This window comes from Collinsella sp. OM06-18AC (genome assembly GCF_003438785.1).
Classification (GTDB): Bacteria; Actinomycetota; Coriobacteriia; order Coriobacteriales; family Coriobacteriaceae; genus Collinsella.
Map to the genome: position 1 here is coordinate 98700 of NZ_QSTX01000008.1, position 15983 is coordinate 114682.

The following is a 15983-nucleotide window of genomic DNA, read 5'->3' on the forward strand; positions in this document are numbered from 1 at the left end:
GTAGTCTCAGGTGGCTTGCCCATGAGTTGACGAACGGGATTTGAGATTACGCTGACGTCCGGAAACGCTTCGAGCACGGCGTTACGTTTTTGGGGTTTGGGCGTAGCCCCTGCACCCGCGAGCGCGGGCCTTAAGCCCGCCGAGAGGGTGACGCGTCGAAAACGAAGGGGAAAGAGAGAAGGGGCCGTCCCTATCATTCAGGTTGCGACCGAAGAAGACAAGGAGACCCCCTGAGCCTGAATGATGCCCCACAGACCGCGTCCGACCGAGCTCAAGCCGAGCTTTTCCTGACGTCCGCCTTCGCGAAGATGATGGCTGGATTGGCTATGGATTGGCAACACTTATTTGGACGATTCCGGGAGGGACGGCCCCGCCTCCCTGAACTCGACCGGCGACATGTAGCCCAGCGTCGAGTGGATCCTGAAGTTGTTGTACCAGTGCACGTAATCCAAGAGCTTGGCTCGGAGCTCGCGCGTCCCTCCTCGGTCCTTCGGAGTGGCCGACGATCTCCCCGTTGCAGAGGTCGACGAGCAGGCAGACGTAGTTCCATGACGCCCCGACGCGCACGCAGGCCAAGTCGCTGCTTATATGGGTGCACGGCGCCCTGCCGCCGAAGCCGCGCGCGACGACGTTGGGCACGTCGGCCTCGTTGACCGTCCCGGGGTGCACCTTGAACCTCTTCCTGCCGTATGCGCCGGCCAGGCCGTTCTCCCTCATGATGCGGCAGACGCGGCGCCGGCTGACGGTAACGCCCGACCTCCCGGGCGACGCCTTGATCTTGCGCGATCCGTTCCGGCCCTTGCTGGCGGCGTGCGCCGCCGCGGCCGCCGTCGCCCCCGACATTAAGGTCCTCAAGGGCCGTGTCGTCTCCGGCGACCAGTTCGTCTCGCCCGCGGGACAGAAGGAGCGCATCCTCGCGACCTTCGGCGACCTGTGCTGCGAGATGGAGGGCTGCACCATCGCGCAGGCCGCCTATCTCAACGGCGTGCCCCTCGTCGTCGTGCGCGCTATCAGCGACAAGCCCTGCGCCGAGGGCCAGGTTGTCGACTACAACACCTTCGAGAAGAAGGCCGCCTGCGACTGCGCCCGCATCGCCGCGCGCATGGTTAAGCTTTAGGCCCTGCGCACCGGGGCCCTTCTTTATGTTGGGACCCCGGCGCGCAGGGCCCTTTCCAAAGCGAAGTGTCGAGCCGAAGTGTTGAGCGTCGGCCCTGAATGTTCAATGGCCGTTGTTTTCTGCCCCTCAAGTGGTGGACTTTTCCTCGGAGCTGTTGATTCCCCCACGCGCCCCCTTCCGTTCTCTGTTCTCCCCTTATACTCCTTGTACGAGGAGGTAAGAAGTCATGGACAAGACCACACAGGACAGCTTGGCAAAGAAACCCGTCGACATGAGGGACAGGATTCTCGAGCATCTCGAGGCCCTCACCTCTGCCGTCTCACTCGACGACCTTGCCCGTCTGTCCACCTCCGACATCGCCGAGACGCTCATCATCTCCAGGAGCCTGGCGAGCCAGTACCTCAACGACCTTGTTCGCGCCGGCCTTGTGGTTAAGGTGGCGGGCAGGCCTGTCCGTTATTTTCATCGCCGCGCGTTCCAGAAGCGTTTTCAGGTAAAGCTCTCTGCAAGCGAGTACGCCTCGCTCGCCGACCTCATCCAGGCGACGGGAATCGCCGATCACCGCGACTTCGCGCGTGCCGTGGGCTTCGACATGAGCCTCAGCTCCGTTGTCGAGCAGTGCAAGGCTGCGGTTCAGTACCCTCCGTTTGGCCTGCCCATCCTCTTGAGCGGCGGCGTGGGTGTCGGTAAGTCTTTCCTTTCACGCCTTGTGTACGAGTACGGCAAGAACCAGGGCTTGCTGTCCCGCGACTCCTCCTATGTGCGCATCGACTGCGCCGGGGTCCCGGACGCCGCCTCGTTCAACGGGCTTCTTGACGAGTCGATCGCGAAAGCGCGCGGGGGTGTGGTCTTTGTCAACGGCATCGAGGCACTCTCTCCCTCTGCGATGGAGCACTGCCTTGCGACGGCCCTCGGGCTCGATGCCTCCCAGGATGCGCCGCGCGCTCGCCTCGTTCTTTCGACGACGCTTTCCGCCGATGACCTGAAGGTTTCCTCGGCCTACAGCAAAATGCCCATCTGTGCCCGCGTCCCCTCACTCAAGGAGCGGACCCCCGAGGAGCGCGAGGATCTCATCTTGAGCTTCCTGCGCAGCGAGGGGTGCCGAATCGGTTCTGATGTGAAGATCAGCCGCGGCGCATACCGTTGCCTCGTGAACGCGGACTTTTCCGATAACATCGCCGGCTTGCGCGCCTGCGTGACGAACTGCTGTGCCAAAGCGTTCCTCAATCGCGAGGGCGACTACGTCGTCGTTCGCCCGTATCTTCTTCCCAGCGGGCTCCTCTCCTCCGCGCAGATCGATCAACAGCCCGACGATGGCGTTCTGATCGACGCGTCTCTGGATGCCGCCGAGAGCACAGGGCCGGTCGAGCAGGCGCTCGATGCCCTGTGCTCCCTCGATGAGCGATTCTGCGCCGGGGAGCTCTCTGTCTCCGAGCTTGTCTCGCAAGCTGTCTCCGCTGTGCGCGGCGTTGAGGATCACTTGATCTTCGACCACGGCGTCGCCTCCTCGAGGTCGCGCGCCTTCGAGCGCGTCGTGGGCGCGGTCCTTGCCGACGCAGGCTCTTCTTATGGCATCGAGCTTTCGAGGAAGGTCGCTTTTCTGCTGGCCCAGGAGATTTGCCTGCAGTTGTGGCCGGGTATCGGCCTGGCTAAGCGAAAGTCTGCCTGTGCGGAGCAAATCTCCCATCTCCTCGGTGCCGTGACCTCCGAATTGCCGTTTGCCTCGAGTGTCTCCGATCAGGTCGCCGCAGACGTGGAAGGGGCGCTGGGAATCTCGCTCGATCACTTCACGAAGACGCTTCTGACGCTGTGCGTCGCATCGGAGTCTCGCGATGCGAAGGCCCTTCGGACGCTCTGCGTCATCTTGTCCCACGGCTACTCAACGGCGACGAGCATCGCCGACGCGGCGAACCGTATGCTCGGCATGCATGTGTACGAGGCTGTCGACATGCCCTACGACCAGCAGCTGAAGGACATCGTCGGTCCGCTCCAGCGCCTCGTCGACCGCCATTCCTACTGCACCGGGGTCGTGTTCCTCGTCGACATGGGCTCCTTGGAGGAGGCCTATAAGGCCCTCGAGAACGTTACCGACTCCACTATCGGCGTGGTGAACAACGTCTCTACCGGTCTTGCGCTCGAGATCGGGGTCGGGCTGCTCGGCGGCAAGTCCATCGCTGAGGTTCTTGGCGATGCGACCGCCGCGTGCGTGACGCACTGCAAGGTGATCGAGCGCGTCAACCGTGAGGACGCCATCGTCTTCTGCTCCGAGTCCGGGGTCGACGCCGCGGAGAGGATACGCCAGCTCGTCTCGCAGAGCCTCCCGCGCACCATAGGCGCGCGCCTGCTCACGAGGCCCTTCAAGCAGCTCGTCGCGAACGGGTCGAACGACGCCGTTTTCTCCGAGCACCGCGTCTGCGCCGTCATCGGCACGGGAGACCCCGGGGTCGCCTCCGTCCCCTTCGTCGCCCTCGAGGACATCATGTCGACGGCGTCCGCCTCTAAGGTTGATGCCGTGTTCGGCAGGTGGCTTGACGCTTCCGAGCTCTCTTCTTTCCACGAGAAGTTGCTCTCGAACATGACGCTGCAGAACGTCATCCGCTCCATCACCATCCTCGACCCGGAGCGGCTATTCCACGAGATCGAGAGCGCCGTGCACGAGCTTCAGCGCAGGACAGGCGAGAAGATCGGCAGCAACGCCATCATTGGGCTCTACGTCCACCTCTGCTGTCTCGTCGAGCGCCTTGTTACCAGAAACCCCATTGAGACCTACGTTGGCCAGGACCGCTTCGAGGAGGAACGCGCCGATTTCATCGAGTCCTTCAGGCAGAGCTTCTCGAGCATCTCGACGCGCTATCGCGTAGAGGTTCCCGTAAGCGAGATCGCATATGTCTTCGACTACATAAGCGTGAGCGCCGCCCCGGCGCGAGAAGAGCGCCTCGGCTCCTCGGACCTCCTGCTCGACGAGTGACCTTCCCCGCGCCGCCGCGAGCTGACCGCGCGTCCTCAATAATTCGATAACCCCTTGCCCCGCGCGAATCCGGATAGCGCCGAGGCAGTACCGAACGTAAAACTTCATTTGATAGGAGCAAACATGAGTGTTGTTATGGCACGAATCGACAATCGCCTGCTTCACGGCATCATCGTGACGCAGTGGGCCCCGGTGTCGGGCGCGACCCGAGTCATGGTCATCGACGACAAGGTCGCCGGCGACGAGGTCCTGAAGTCCACCATGAGGATGGCGCGCCCCGCGGGCATGGCCGTCTCGATCATCTCCGAGGAGACCGCGCTCAAGAACTTCGCGGCGGGCAAGTACGACCGCGAGAAGGTCTTTGTCATCGCCAAGGAGCCCGAGACGATCCTTCACCTGGTCGAGTCGGGCATCGAGCTCCCGTCGCTGATCGTCGGCGGCTCTCTTGTCAAGGAGGGCGGCGTCCAGCTCACCCAGCGCGCCTATGCCTCCGCCGAGAACGTCCAGAGCTACAAGGCGCTCATCGCCCGCGGCGTCAAGGTGACGGCACAGTTCGTGCCCGCCGACAAGCCCGTCTCCGTCGCCGACCTCATCTAAGGAGGGATCATGGTCAACTTCACTATCCTGCAGGTCGTCCTTTTGACCCTGCTGGCCTTCATCAAGCACGTGGACTACTACGGCATCCCGATGATCTTCGTCAACTATGCCGTCTTCTGGGGCCTTATCACCGGTGTCGTCATGGGCGACTGGCAGACCGGCCTCGTCATCGGCGGCACCATCCAGCTCATGCAGCTCGGCGTCGCGGGCTTCGGCGGCTCGTCGATTCCCGACTACGGCACGATGGCCATCATCGCCACAGCCTACGGCGTGACCCTGGGCGCGGACACGGGCCTCGCCATCGGCCTGCCGGTCGGCATGCTCGGCATCCAGCTCGACGTCATCGTCAAGATCCTCAACGGCTTCGTCGTCGAGAAGTCCCAGAAGTTCTGCGACGAGGGCAAGTTCAAGCAGATGAACGCCATCCTGTGGGTCTGCCCCGTGCTCTTCGGCCTGTGCGCCGCCCTGCCCGTCTTTGTCTCCGTGACCCTCGGCCAGCCCGCCGTCAACTGGCTCCTCGAGGTTATGCCCCAGTGGTTCCTTTCCGGCCTCACCCTCGCCGGCAAGATGCTCCCGGCCGTCGGAATCGCGATGCTGCTGCGTTACATGCCCACCGGCAAGTACTTCCAGTACCTGCTCGCCGGCTTCTTCCTCTCGGCCTTCCTGAACGTGCCCATCATCGGCGCCGCCATCGTCGGCTTTGCCCTCGCGATCGCGTTCTACCAGCGCGCCGAGAGGGACACCGAGCTCGCCGCCCACGCTTCCGCAGACGCCTTCATCGGAGAGGATGAGTAACCATGGAAAACGAGAACATCACCGCCGTCGCCAAGGGCAAGCCCTCCGGCTACAAGGTCACCAAGAAGGACCTGCGCAACGCGAACTGGCGCTGGCTCATGAGCGTGTGCACCTTCAACTACCAGACCCAGCAGGGCGCCTCAGTCGCCTACGCCCTCTCGCCGGTCCTGAGGAAGATCTACACGAACGACGAGGACTATAAGCAAGCGCTCAACAACCACTTCCGCTACTACAACACCCAGCCTTGGCTCGCCGCCATCATCCTTGGCGCCTGCGTGGCCATGGAGGAGCGCGACGGCCTAGCGGCGGCGGACGCCGTCCAAGACCTGAAGATCGGCACCATGGGACCGCTCGCCGGCGTCGGCGACTCCCTGCTCATGACCATGATCCCGACCATCATGGGCTCCATCGCCGCCTACATGGCCATCGAGGGCAACCCCGTGGGAGCCGGCATCTGGTTCGCGCTCATCCTGGCCATCTTCTGGGTCCGCATGCACGCCCTCGAGTTCGGCTACAAGCAGGGCGTGAAGCTCGTCACCGACTTCAGCGAGAAGCTTCCCAACCTCACTGCCGCCGCCTCCGTGCTCGGCCTCACCGTGGTCGGCTGCCTCATCGCCTCGGTCATCGGCGTCACCTGCCCGATTAGCTTCAGCTTCGGCGACGTCGCGATGGAGATTCAGCCGCTGCTCGACAAGATCCTGCCTGCCATGATCCCCGCCGCCATCACGGGAAGCGCGTATTACCTTCTTACCAAGAAGAACGCGAGCATGACGGCCCTCATCCTCGTGGTGATCGTCCTCGCGATGGTCGCCTCCGCCGCCGGCATCCTCGCCTAGCTTCGACCCAAGAGATTGGTGAATCAATGAGAAAGATAGTTGTGGCGAGCCATTCCCTTCTCGCCCAGGGCTTCAAGGACACCCTCGAGTTCCTTACGGGTAAGGGCGACGCCGTCAACGCCGTGTGCGCCTACGTGAACGACAACGGCGAGGGGCTCGACGCGGCGGTCGAGGCGGCTCTTTCGGGCACTGACGAGGTCGTCGTCCTCACCGACGCGTACGGCGGCAGCGTGAACCAGCGCTTTTCCCGCTTCGCCTCCGACCGGATCCACGTGATCGCGGGTGTCAACCTCCCGCTCGCCATGACGGTCGCGCTCGCGCGCCCCGACGAGAAACTCGACTTCGACGCCCTCGTCAACGAGGCGCGCCAGCAGATCATCTACGTGAACGGTGCCAGTTCCGCCGAGTGCGACGACGACGAATAGAGGAGGTCGACGATGAGAGAGTTCCTTAAGGACGTGTGGATGCACGGCGGTGAGGAAAGCCGCGCCATCACCCCCGAGAACATCACGGGCGAGAAGGGCCGCGCCGCCATGTCGGCCAGCCACCTCGGCGTCGGCCGCAAGGGCTCGTGCTGCGTGCCCCTTGAGTCCGGCGAGACCATCACGCTCGCGGACATCGAGGGCCCCGGCATCATCCGCCACATCTGGATGACCGTCCCCGACAAGACCGCCGCTGGCAGCTTCGTCATGCGTGACCTCGTGCTGCGCTTCTACTGGGACGACGAGGAGACCCCCTCGGTCGAGTGCCCTGTCGGCGACTTCTTCTGCAACGGCTTCGGTGAGCGCGCCATCGTCAACTCGATGCCCATCTGCGTGAACCCGACGGGCGGCATGAACTGCTACTTCGAGATGCCCTTCAGGAAGCACGCCAAGGTCACGCTTACGAGCGAGCACCCCGGGTCCATTAAGTACATCTTCTACACGTTCAACTACGCGCTCACCGACGTGCCGGACGACGCCATGTACTTCCACGCCCGCTTTAACCGCGAGCGCAGCACCCGCAGGGGCGTCGACTACACTGTGCTCGACGGCGTGCGCGGCAAGGGCTACTACGTCGGCACCTACATGGCCCTGTGCGCCCTGGAGCGCTATTGGTGGGGCGAGGGCGAGATGAAGTTCTTCCTCGACGGCGACGAGGAGTTCCCCACGGTCACCTCGACGGGAGCCGAGGACTACTTCGGCGGTGCCTGGGCCTTCCTCGACAGGCCGCCCCACGCGCTGCCCGAGGCGCAGTGCTTCAACACGCTGTTCGCTGGCTACCCGTACCGCTCGACGCGCGACGCCACGCGCGACCGCTTCAGCGCGGGCAAGCCGAACCCGAACCCGATGCTCGCGACCAACGACGACGCGCTGCCCAGGCACGGCCTCTACAGGTGGCACCTTCCCGACCCGATCTCGTTCAAGGAGGACCTGCGCGTGACGTTCCAGGACCTCGGCAACGACGACATCAAGCTCTACGAGCGCGAGGACGACATCTCCACCGTCGCCTACTGGTACCAAAGCGAGCCGCACGCCGTGCTCGCCCCGTTTGCCGCAAGGCAGGACCGCGTGCCCAGGTAGGGTCGCCTCGAAACAAGCCAACGTTATGGGCGTCCGCGGTTGACCATGACTGCGGGCGTCCCTTTGCAAGGAGGATCACATGAGCGAAAAGCAAATGAGGCTCGGCGCCCTCGAGGCCGGCGGGACCAAGATGGTCTGTTCCGTGGTGTCCGGCGACGGCGAGGTCCTCGACCGTATAGAGACCCCGACGCTTACGCCCGCCGAGACCGTCCCGCAGATGATCGAGTGGTTCACTGCCCGCGATGTGGACGCGTTGGGCATCGGCGCCTTCGGCCCGACCTGCGTCGACCCCGACGACGAGCGCTACGGCTCCATCCTCCAGACGCCCAAGCTTGCGTGGCGAGGCTATGGTCTTCGCGCCGCGTTCGCCGACGCTCTCGGGATTCCGGTGGCCTACGACACGGACGTGAACGTTGCCTGCCTCGGCGAAGTGGTCTTCGGCTGCTGCAAGGGGCTCGAGGACGCCGTCTACGTGACCATCGGCACCGGCGTGGGCGCGGGCGTCATGTGCGCGGGCAGACTCCTTCACGGCATGCTGCACCCCGAGGCCGGTCACATGCTGGTAAGGACCCGTCCCACCGAGGAGGGACGCTGCGTCTGCCCGAGCCACGCGAGCTGTCTCGAGGGGCTCGCCTCCGGCCCCGCCATCGCCGCGCGCTGGGGAAAGCCCGCGGCCGAGCTCGCGGACAACGATGAGGTGTGGGCGCTCGAAGGGGATTATCTGGGGCAGATGTGCGCGAACCTCGTGCTCATGTACTCGCCTCGCCGCATCGTCCTCGGCGGCGGCGTGATGCACCAGGAGCAGCTCTACGGCATCGTCCGCAAGAAGACCCTCGAATATCTGGGTGGCTACATCCAGACCGCCGAGCTTAAGGACATGGAGAGCTACATCTGCGCCCCGGGCTGCGGCGGCGACCAAGGAATCCTCGGCGCGGCCGAGCTGGCAAGAAGGGCGCTCGCGTAACTTGCGCTCTCTCCGCCATACAACGCGTTAAGAAAAGACGAGCGCTTCTTGCCAATTGAGCGGCAAGAAGTGCTCGTCTTTTGCATTTGTTTTTGGGGCAGGACGCCCCGCCTCCGCTAGAGTCCCTGGACCGCCACACCCACGAGGTTTGGACCGGTGTGGACAAGAAGCGCGGGGCTGATGTCGGAGCGGACGACCTCCACCGCGTTGGCCATGCGCTCGCACAGGGCCTGCTCCATGCGGTCGTAGAGGTCGGCGTGGGCCGAGGTGCAGCTCACGGCAAAGCGCACCTTGGGGTGCTTCTCGACGATGGCGGCGATGAGCTTGACCTCGGTGCGATGCGGTACTTGCACAGCCATTTCGTGTGCGCGAGGCTGTTGGCTTTCTGGGCCACAGCAATCACCTTCCCCTTAGTATGATGGCCTGAACAATCCTCATGCTAGGGGGAAGGTTTTTGTCGCGTAGCGGAAATTGGCCTCCACCCGCTGAGCGGGTGGCTTTCTATGCCGCGCGTGCCGCACGGCACGGACTAAAGTCCATGAATAAAACGAGGAAGGCCACGTCCGGCCTCCCTCGCAAAGAGTCTCTGATTGCTCCCACTCATTGGGGGCAGACTTAAATGAGTGCTCTTGAAATGCCGGCGCCTGGGGACGTTCTTTTTCTGTCTGCAGTTTGGGACGGTCCTTAGAGCTGCAGCGCGCCATGAGCGACGAGGCGAAGCGGATCATCCTGTCTTTCGAGTTCTAAGCAGAATTCCCCGTCTCTGAGTAATGATTAGTGCGCATTTGTGCGTATTTGCGTGCGTAGGATTGCGTGGCTATGCGTGTATAAGCGCCGTCTGCGGCTGTATTTTGACCATTTGGCGGTTATATACGCAAAAGTACGCACATACGCGCTAATTTGTGCGAATATAGAGACGGCAGAAATGTTAGACGCTCCATGACCTAGGAGGCACATATGGCAGATTCCAAGCAGGCTCCACTCGACTCCGCGGCTGCCGCAAAAGCGGCGTTCGCTTCGGTTCAGGACAAGCCGTTCCCCGAGGACATCTTTACGGCTCCCGAGCTTCGTTGGGCTGTGATCGGTTGCGGTGTTATCGCCAACCAGATGGCCCAGTCCCTCGCTCTGGCCGGCCGCAAGCTCGCGGGCGTTGCCAACCGTACGCTGTCCAAGGCCCAGGCTTTTGCCGAGCAGTATGGCGTCGAGAAGGTGTATGAGACGGTCGAGGACCTCTACGCCGATCCGGACATCGACGCCGTCTATATCACCACGCCGCACAACACGCATATCACCTATCTGCGTGCCGCGCTGGCCGCCGGCAAGCACGTGCTCTGCGAGAAGGCCATTACCCTCAACTCCGCCGAGCTCGACGAGGCCCGTGCCATCGCCGACGAGCACAACGTGGTCCTTATGGATGCCACCACGGTGCTCCACATGCCGCTGTATCAGGAGCTGCGCCGTCGCATGGATGCTGGCGACTTTGGCCGCATGAACCTCGCCCAGCTTAACTTTGGCAGCTATAAGGAGTACGGCGACCTGACCAACCGCTTTTACAACCGTAGTCTTGCCGGCGGCGCCATGCTCGACATTGGCGTGTATGCGCTCTCCGTCATGCGCCTGTTTATGGCCAGCCAACCCGCCGAGGTCGTGTCTCTGGGCAATACCTGCGAGACTGGCGTTGACGTCGCGGGTGGCATTGTCTGCCGTAATGCCGAGCAACAGCTGGGCGTCGTGAGCCTTACGCTCCACTCCAAGCAGCCCAAGCGCTCGGTCATCAGCTTCGATAAGTGCTATATCGAGGTCAACGAGTATCCGCGTGCAGACCATGCGACCGTCGTGTGGACTGCGGACGGTCACCGTGAGGAGGTCCACGCTGGCACCGAGGCCTACGCGCTGTGCTACGAGATGGCCGACCTGGAAAAGGCCGTTGCTGGCGATGATTCGAAGCGCGAACTTCTGGGCTATGCTTCTGATGTTATGGAGCTGATGACCAAGCTCCGCGCCGATTGGGGAGTCGTGTACCCCGAGGAGGAGTAAGCGATGCTTGCGGAAGATAGGCTCAACGCAATCGTGTCGATGGTGCAGCAGACGGGCTCGGTTACCGTACCGGAGCTTGCTGAGGCCCTGGGCGTGACGGCGTCTACCATTCGGCGCGACCTGCAGACGCTCAATCGCGCACACCGTATCGCCAAGGTGCACGGTGGGGCGACGAGCCTTGAGCGCGCGCACGTGACGCGCGACCTAACGCTTAATGAGCGCAGCGATCTCCATAACGACGACAAGGAACGTATCTGCGCCCGTGCGGCGGCACTTGTGGAGCCCGAGAGCTTTGTATACATCGACTCGGGTTCGACGACGCTCAGGCTCATCGAGCATCTTCCACACCTTGAAGATGTCACCTATGTGACCGATTCCGTGCTCCATGCTCAACGCCTTGCTTTGCGCGGCATGCGTACCGTGGTGCTGGGTGGCGAGCTCAAACCCGAGACCGAGGCGCTCGTTGGCCCCGATGCCTTGGCAACCTTAGACCGCTACAACTTCAACTGTGGCTTTTGGGGCTCTAACGGCATTGCCGCCGAGCAGGGCTTCACGGCGCCCGATATCGAGGAGGCGCAAGTAAAGCGTATCTCGATGCGCCATACGGCCAAGCGCTTCGTAATCTCGGACGCCAGTAAATTTGGCATGGTGGCGCCCGTCAAGTTCGCGGACTTCCGTGACGCAACGATTATTACCGCAGGCGATGTCCCTGCCAAGTACCGGGCAATGGACAACGTCGTCACGGTCTAGCGACGGGAAGGCCAAAACCACCACAAAGGGGACAGGCACCTTTGTGGTGGGTCAATGGAAAAGCGGCAACGACCATCCCGGGCGCTGCCACTTTTGTTGTCTACCGGTTTATCTAAATCTGTAACAACCAGACCGTTAAAAGCAGGCTAGATGTTACAGATCGAGATACTTACGAACCGCGCCGTCCCTTTGTCTCAATCTGTAACATCTGGGACTGATTTTGCCGAGTTACTGTTACAGATTGAGATTATTCCCTTGAGGGGATTCGAATGTCTCGATCTGTAACAGATAGACCGGAAAATGGGTTCTAACTGTTACAGATCGAGACGTTTTGGGACCGCGGCTGAGCCATCGCGGCAAAACCATCATAAAGGTGCCTGTTCCCATTGTGGTGGTTTAGGGCTCCCAGGGGCAAGGGGCTTCGATGTGGATGTGCTCGCCGGTTACGGGATGCGTAAAGGACACGCTGTGGGCATGGAGCATGAGGCCGCAGGGGCGCGGCGTTCCGTACAGGTCGTCGCCAACCAGGGGATGATGCTCGCTTGCCAGGTGCACGCGAATCTGATGCTTGCGGCCGGTGAGCAGCTCGACATCAATATACGAGCGCGTGGGCAGGCCGCGGCGGCTCTTAAGGCGCTTGAGTACCTTGACGCGCGTCTGAGATGGCTTGCCGCTGGCGCCAACGCGCATCTTGCGGCTATCGTGGCGGTCGCGGGCGATAGGCTTGTCGATGAGCTTCTCGTTCCAGTCGATTTTGCCCTCGGCGAGCGCCAGATAGTGCTTTTCGAACGCGTGGTCGATGATCATCTGGTCAAAGGCGGGCTGCGTCTGCTTGTCGAGTGAGAACAGCACCACGCCGGTGGTGTCACGGTCCAGGCGATTGAGCGGCTGCATGTCGGTCGCGGCAAAGCCGTCGCCCATCGCCAGCAGCAGGTCGCTGGCGTAGTCGGTAAGTGTGCGCTCGCCGGTGCCGTCACCGTGGACGATCATGCCGGCGGGCTTGTCGATGGCCATGAGCCAGGCGTCGCAGTAGAGGACTTGAGGTTCTTCGTTCACGTGTAAGCCTTTCGGTTAGCTAATTCCCACAAACATGCAGCCCGAGGTGGCGCCGCGCAGGCGGGCGGCCGGCTTGCGGCCGGCTTGAGCCGCCTCGACAGCGCGACGGACGCGAGCGACGGCACGGCCAATCTCATCGGCCTCGAGCAAGGTTCCGTCGACCATAAGACGGCGCACGCCGGCATCGAGCAGCTGCGGAACTTGCGGCGTGAGGTCGATGGGGTAGGCGTCGTACAGGCGTGAGCGGCCGTGGATGTCGGTACGCACCGGCATGACCTTGCCGTCGATATTCTTGAGCGAGAGCTTGCGGGCACGCAGGCGGCAGTTGGCACAATCGTGGATGCAGCCGTTGGCAACCTGCAGAATGCAATGCTCGCTTGTCATGACGCGCGGGCGGCCAAAGACGGTGATGCCCAGAGCCGCGGGCGCGGCGGTGCCGAGCGAGATAATCTCGTCGAGCGTGATCTCGGGCGAGAGCCAAAACGCACCGGCTCCGCGCTCGGCAAGCGCCTCCATGCAGGGCGTGTTGTGCACCGGCAGGCAAGAGCGAATCTCGGCCGTGGCGCCAACCTGGGCGGCCAGGGCAAGCTCAGAGATGTTGCCAATAGCGACCGTGGCGCCGGCAACAACCCATGGGTCAACGCGGACGTGGTCAACGGCGCGGCAGACCTCATCGAGCACGGGTGCGATGCCCTGCTCAAACGTATCGGCGGGGGAGAGCTTGGCCGCATCGAGCGCGTCGGTGGTCATGTAGATGCGCGTTGCACCCTCCGCCCGCGCTGCCTCGGCGGCCTCGAGCGAGGTGACGGTGGCGCAGATCTGCGGCTCGTCGCGGTAGTGCTCGGGCGCGGGGCGGGAATCACTGGTGACAATCGCCGGCAGCTCGAGCGTTTTCGCGCGCTCCGCGTACGGCGCCAGAATGGCCTCTTCCAGCGCCTTGCAAGCGGCGGCGCGCACCTTATGTACGGCGGAGAAACCCATGCCACAGCCCTCATCGAGCGCCACCTCAAAGCTCGCAGCCTCAAAGGGAGAGGAACCCATGCGGCCGACGTGCTCAACCAGATCGGACGCCTCGACCGCACGGGTCTTGGCGGCTTCGACGGTAAAGCCCGTGGCCGTGGCCGTAAGCGAAGGGTCGTCGCAGCAGGTGAGCGTAACGGTAAACGGCTCGCCCAGACGCGCCACGACGGACACATCAACAGCTCGGCGGCGCAGCACATCGCGCTTGAGCGCGGCGCCGGCGGCGTCGATGGCACGCTGACTGCGAATCACGCGGACGCGGCAGCCCTCGGGCATGCTGCGGGGTACGCGACATTCGATGACTTCACCGGCTGCGGCATCATCGGCGGCAATGGTGGTCAGGAACTGGTCAAACTCGTTATCGTGGCGAAGCTCCAGCAGGTCGCCCTTGCCCACGGGCTCAAACAGCTCAATACGGGCGATGGCGGCGCGGCGACGGCGGTCGTCGGGCTTGAGGCCGCGCACATCGCGGTTGGCCGGGCGGCTGCCCAGCACCGTGCCCACGATCTGGCCGCGGTTGTTGGAACGCTCATAGCTCATCATCTCGTCGCCCGAGGTGCCGTCCTGATAGGCGTGCGTAAAGTCGCGGTTAAAGCAGCGCTTGAGCTGGCGCTGGCGGGCGTCTTTCTCGTCCTTGGCAACGGTGGTTCCGGCCAGCATGTCATCAATCTGATGACGATACACGTCGACGATGGAATACACGTAATCGGGCGCCTTCATGCGGCCCTCGAGCTTGAGCGACGCGGCGCCGGCGTCATACAGGCGGCGAACAAGTTGTGAAGTGTTGGTGTCACGCGGGCACAGCGCGCGCTCGCGACCGGCAGGGGAGAGCGAGCGACCGTTCTCGTCGATCAGCTCGTAGGGCAAGCGGCAGGGCTGGGCGCACATGCCACGGTTGGCCGATCGTCCCGCCATGGCAAAGCTCGAAAGCAGACACAGGCCAGAGTAGCAAAAGCAGATGGCGCCATGGCTAAAGACCTCAAGGTCCACATCGGGCGCGGCATCGTGAATGGCGGCAATCTCGTCGATGGAAAGCTCGCGCGAGAGGGTCACGCGGTCGGCGCCCTGCTCGCGGCACCAAAGGGTTCCGCGGTCGTCGTGGATGTTCGCCTGGGTCGAGATATGCGTCTCGATGCCGGGCATCGTGCGCTTGACCTCAAAGAACAGGCCCCAGTCCTGGATGATGAAGGCGTCGGCGCCCAGCGTGGAGCAGCGATGGATGAGCTGCAGCGCATCGCTCATCTCGGATTCCTTGATGACGATGTTGACCGTGACGTAGACGCGCGAGCCGGCCAGATGCGCGGCGCGGCAGGCCTGCTCAAAGGCCTCGTCGGTAAAGTTGGTGGCCTTGCGGCGTGCGTTGAAGCTGCCCATGCCGCAGTAGATGGCGTCTGCCCCGGCGGCGAGCGCGGCGGCAAAGGGCTCCGGGCCTCCGGCGGGGGCCAAGAGTTCGGGTCTGCGGTTGGTGGTTCGACTGGCGGTTGCGGTCATATCCTGCCTTTCAAAATGCTCAGATACTCAAAAGTATAGTGGTGCCGTCGCGGCAGGCGATGCCCGTGCTCTAAGCGGGATAAAGTCTTCAGCAGCTTGGACTGGCTGCTTCACATGAGAACCGTTCAGCGGTCCGGGGAAACCGTTGGGCGATAAAATATTCTCGCAACGTGATAATAATCTTGCATCGCGCGGAAACCTTGAGTACTATCCCAATCAAGCGCGGTGTTCAGACCGAACTGTGCCTCCCGGTGTGAACGCCGCGCTCCCGTTCCCTTTTACTTGTAAGGAGAAAAACATGAGCAAGACCGTCGTGTCTTCCGATAACGCACCCGCAGCCATCGGCCCGTATTCCCCCGGTATCCAGACTGGCAACATGGTGTTTCTGTCCGGCCAGCTGGGCATCGATCCCGCGACCGGCAAGCTGCCCGAGGGTGTCGAGGCCCAGGCTAAGCAGTCCCTTGCTAATGTCGAGGCCCTGCTGACCGCTGCCGGCGCCACCTTTGCCGATGTCGTCAAGACCACAGTCTACCTGGCTGACATTGCCGACTTCGCTGCCGTAAACGAGATCTACGCCTCCAAGTTCGAGGCTCCGTTCCCCGCGCGCAGCGCTTTCCAGGTTGCCGCCCTTCCGGCTGGCGGTCTGGTCGAGATCGAGGTTGTCGCCGCTCTCTAAGGTGTTGGTAACAACTAAACATGACATGCAAAAAGACCCTGCAGCGCGTGCTGAACTGCCTCCCATTTCTTGGACGCCCTAAATAGCGACTAGGCCGCGAGGGCCTGATTCCGG

At 62.9% G+C, this 15983-nt stretch carries 15 protein-coding genes and 1 pseudogene; 11 read left to right on the forward strand and 5 right to left on the reverse strand.

Annotated elements, in window-relative coordinates; genetic code table 11:
* Positions 1 to 341 precede the first annotated feature (341 nt).
* Together DXB86_RS10115 and DXB86_RS10120 are read right to left on the reverse strand one after the other, a co-directional pair.
* Positions 342 to 443, reverse strand: a complete 102-nt coding sequence (locus DXB86_RS10115) for an IS3 family transposase (RefSeq protein WP_231501554.1) — start codon at positions 441 to 443, stop codon at positions 342 to 344.
* Between the two features lie 292 nt (positions 444 to 735).
* A pseudogene (locus tag DXB86_RS10120) lies at positions 736 to 843 on the reverse strand (hypothetical protein); the annotation flags it as partial.
* Here DXB86_RS10120 and DXB86_RS06600 point away from each other — a divergent pair.
* The 8 genes from DXB86_RS06600 (at position 800) to DXB86_RS06635 (ending at position 8839) form a co-directional block, all read left to right on the forward strand.
* Positions 800 to 1117 carry a 5'-methylthioadenosine/S-adenosylhomocysteine nucleosidase gene (locus DXB86_RS06600; RefSeq protein ID WP_158555296.1) on the forward strand — a complete coding sequence of 106 codons (318 nt, stop codon included), beginning with the start codon at positions 800 to 802 and terminating at the stop codon, positions 1115 to 1117. The pseudogene DXB86_RS10120 and the gene DXB86_RS06600 sit on opposite strands and share 44 nt — an antisense overlap.
* Positions 1118 to 1343: 226 nt before the next feature.
* On the forward strand, positions 1344 to 4085 hold the full coding sequence (locus DXB86_RS06605; RefSeq protein WP_117736585.1) for a PRD domain-containing protein: 2742 nt from the start codon (positions 1344 to 1346) through the stop codon (positions 4083 to 4085).
* A 123-nt stretch (positions 4086 to 4208) separates the two neighbouring features.
* A complete protein-coding gene (locus DXB86_RS06610) occupies positions 4209 to 4682 on the forward strand; it encodes a PTS sugar transporter subunit IIB (protein ID WP_117736586.1) in 474 nt (157 codons plus the stop codon).
* 9 nt (positions 4683 to 4691) lie between these two features.
* A complete protein-coding gene (locus DXB86_RS06615; RefSeq protein WP_117563755.1) occupies positions 4692 to 5477 on the forward strand; it encodes a PTS sugar transporter subunit IIC in 786 nt (261 codons plus the stop codon).
* A 2-nt stretch (positions 5478 to 5479) separates the two neighbouring features.
* On the forward strand, positions 5480 to 6313 hold the full coding sequence (locus tag DXB86_RS06620; RefSeq protein WP_117563754.1) for a PTS system mannose/fructose/sorbose family transporter subunit IID: 834 nt from the start codon (positions 5480 to 5482) through the stop codon (positions 6311 to 6313).
* Positions 6314 to 6339: 26 nt separating this feature from the next.
* Positions 6340 to 6738 (forward strand): PTS sugar transporter subunit IIA, encoded by a 399-nt coding sequence (locus DXB86_RS06625; protein ID WP_089572475.1) that lies wholly within the window; start codon positions 6340 to 6342, stop codon positions 6736 to 6738.
* 12 nt (positions 6739 to 6750) lie between these two features.
* On the forward strand, positions 6751 to 7875 hold the full coding sequence (locus tag DXB86_RS06630) for a glycoside hydrolase family 172 protein (RefSeq protein WP_199411007.1): 1125 nt from the start codon (positions 6751 to 6753) through the stop codon (positions 7873 to 7875).
* 79 nt (positions 7876 to 7954) lie between these two features.
* Positions 7955 to 8839 carry an ROK family protein gene (locus tag DXB86_RS06635; protein WP_199411008.1) on the forward strand — a complete coding sequence of 295 codons (885 nt, stop codon included), beginning with the start codon at positions 7955 to 7957 and terminating at the stop codon, positions 8837 to 8839.
* Between the two features lie 116 nt (positions 8840 to 8955).
* Here the strand turns inward: DXB86_RS06635 and DXB86_RS06640 are convergent, their stop codons facing one another.
* Positions 8956 to 9198 (reverse strand): DegV family protein, encoded by a 243-nt coding sequence (locus tag DXB86_RS06640; protein ID WP_117736587.1) that lies wholly within the window; start codon positions 9196 to 9198, stop codon positions 8956 to 8958.
* A 598-nt stretch (positions 9199 to 9796) separates the two neighbouring features.
* Here DXB86_RS06640 and DXB86_RS06645 point away from each other — a divergent pair.
* Positions 9797 to 10876 carry a Gfo/Idh/MocA family protein gene (locus DXB86_RS06645; RefSeq protein ID WP_117736588.1) on the forward strand — a complete coding sequence of 360 codons (1080 nt, stop codon included), beginning with the start codon at positions 9797 to 9799 and terminating at the stop codon, positions 10874 to 10876.
* Positions 10877 to 10879: 3 nt separating this feature from the next.
* Positions 10880 to 11626: a DeoR/GlpR family DNA-binding transcription regulator gene (locus DXB86_RS06650; RefSeq protein ID WP_117736589.1), complete on the forward strand. Its 747-nt coding sequence runs from the start codon at positions 10880 to 10882 to the stop codon at positions 11624 to 11626.
* A 396-nt stretch (positions 11627 to 12022) separates the two neighbouring features.
* Here the strand turns inward: DXB86_RS06650 and DXB86_RS06655 are convergent, their stop codons facing one another.
* Positions 12023 to 12682 (reverse strand): RluA family pseudouridine synthase, encoded by a 660-nt coding sequence (locus tag DXB86_RS06655; RefSeq protein WP_233503005.1) that lies wholly within the window; start codon positions 12680 to 12682, stop codon positions 12023 to 12025.
* A gap of 15 nt (positions 12683 to 12697) precedes the next feature.
* The gene (locus tag DXB86_RS06660; RefSeq protein WP_117736590.1) at positions 12698 to 15193 is read right to left on the reverse strand and encodes a U32 family peptidase; all 2496 of its coding nucleotides are present in this window, start codon (positions 15191 to 15193) and stop codon (positions 12698 to 12700) included.
* Between the two features lie 298 nt (positions 15194 to 15491).
* On the opposite strand from DXB86_RS06660, the gene DXB86_RS06665 reads away from it, so the two are divergent.
* On the forward strand, positions 15492 to 15869 hold the full coding sequence (locus tag DXB86_RS06665) for a RidA family protein (RefSeq protein ID WP_089572469.1): 378 nt from the start codon (positions 15492 to 15494) through the stop codon (positions 15867 to 15869).
* Positions 15870 to 15983 lie beyond the last annotated feature (114 nt).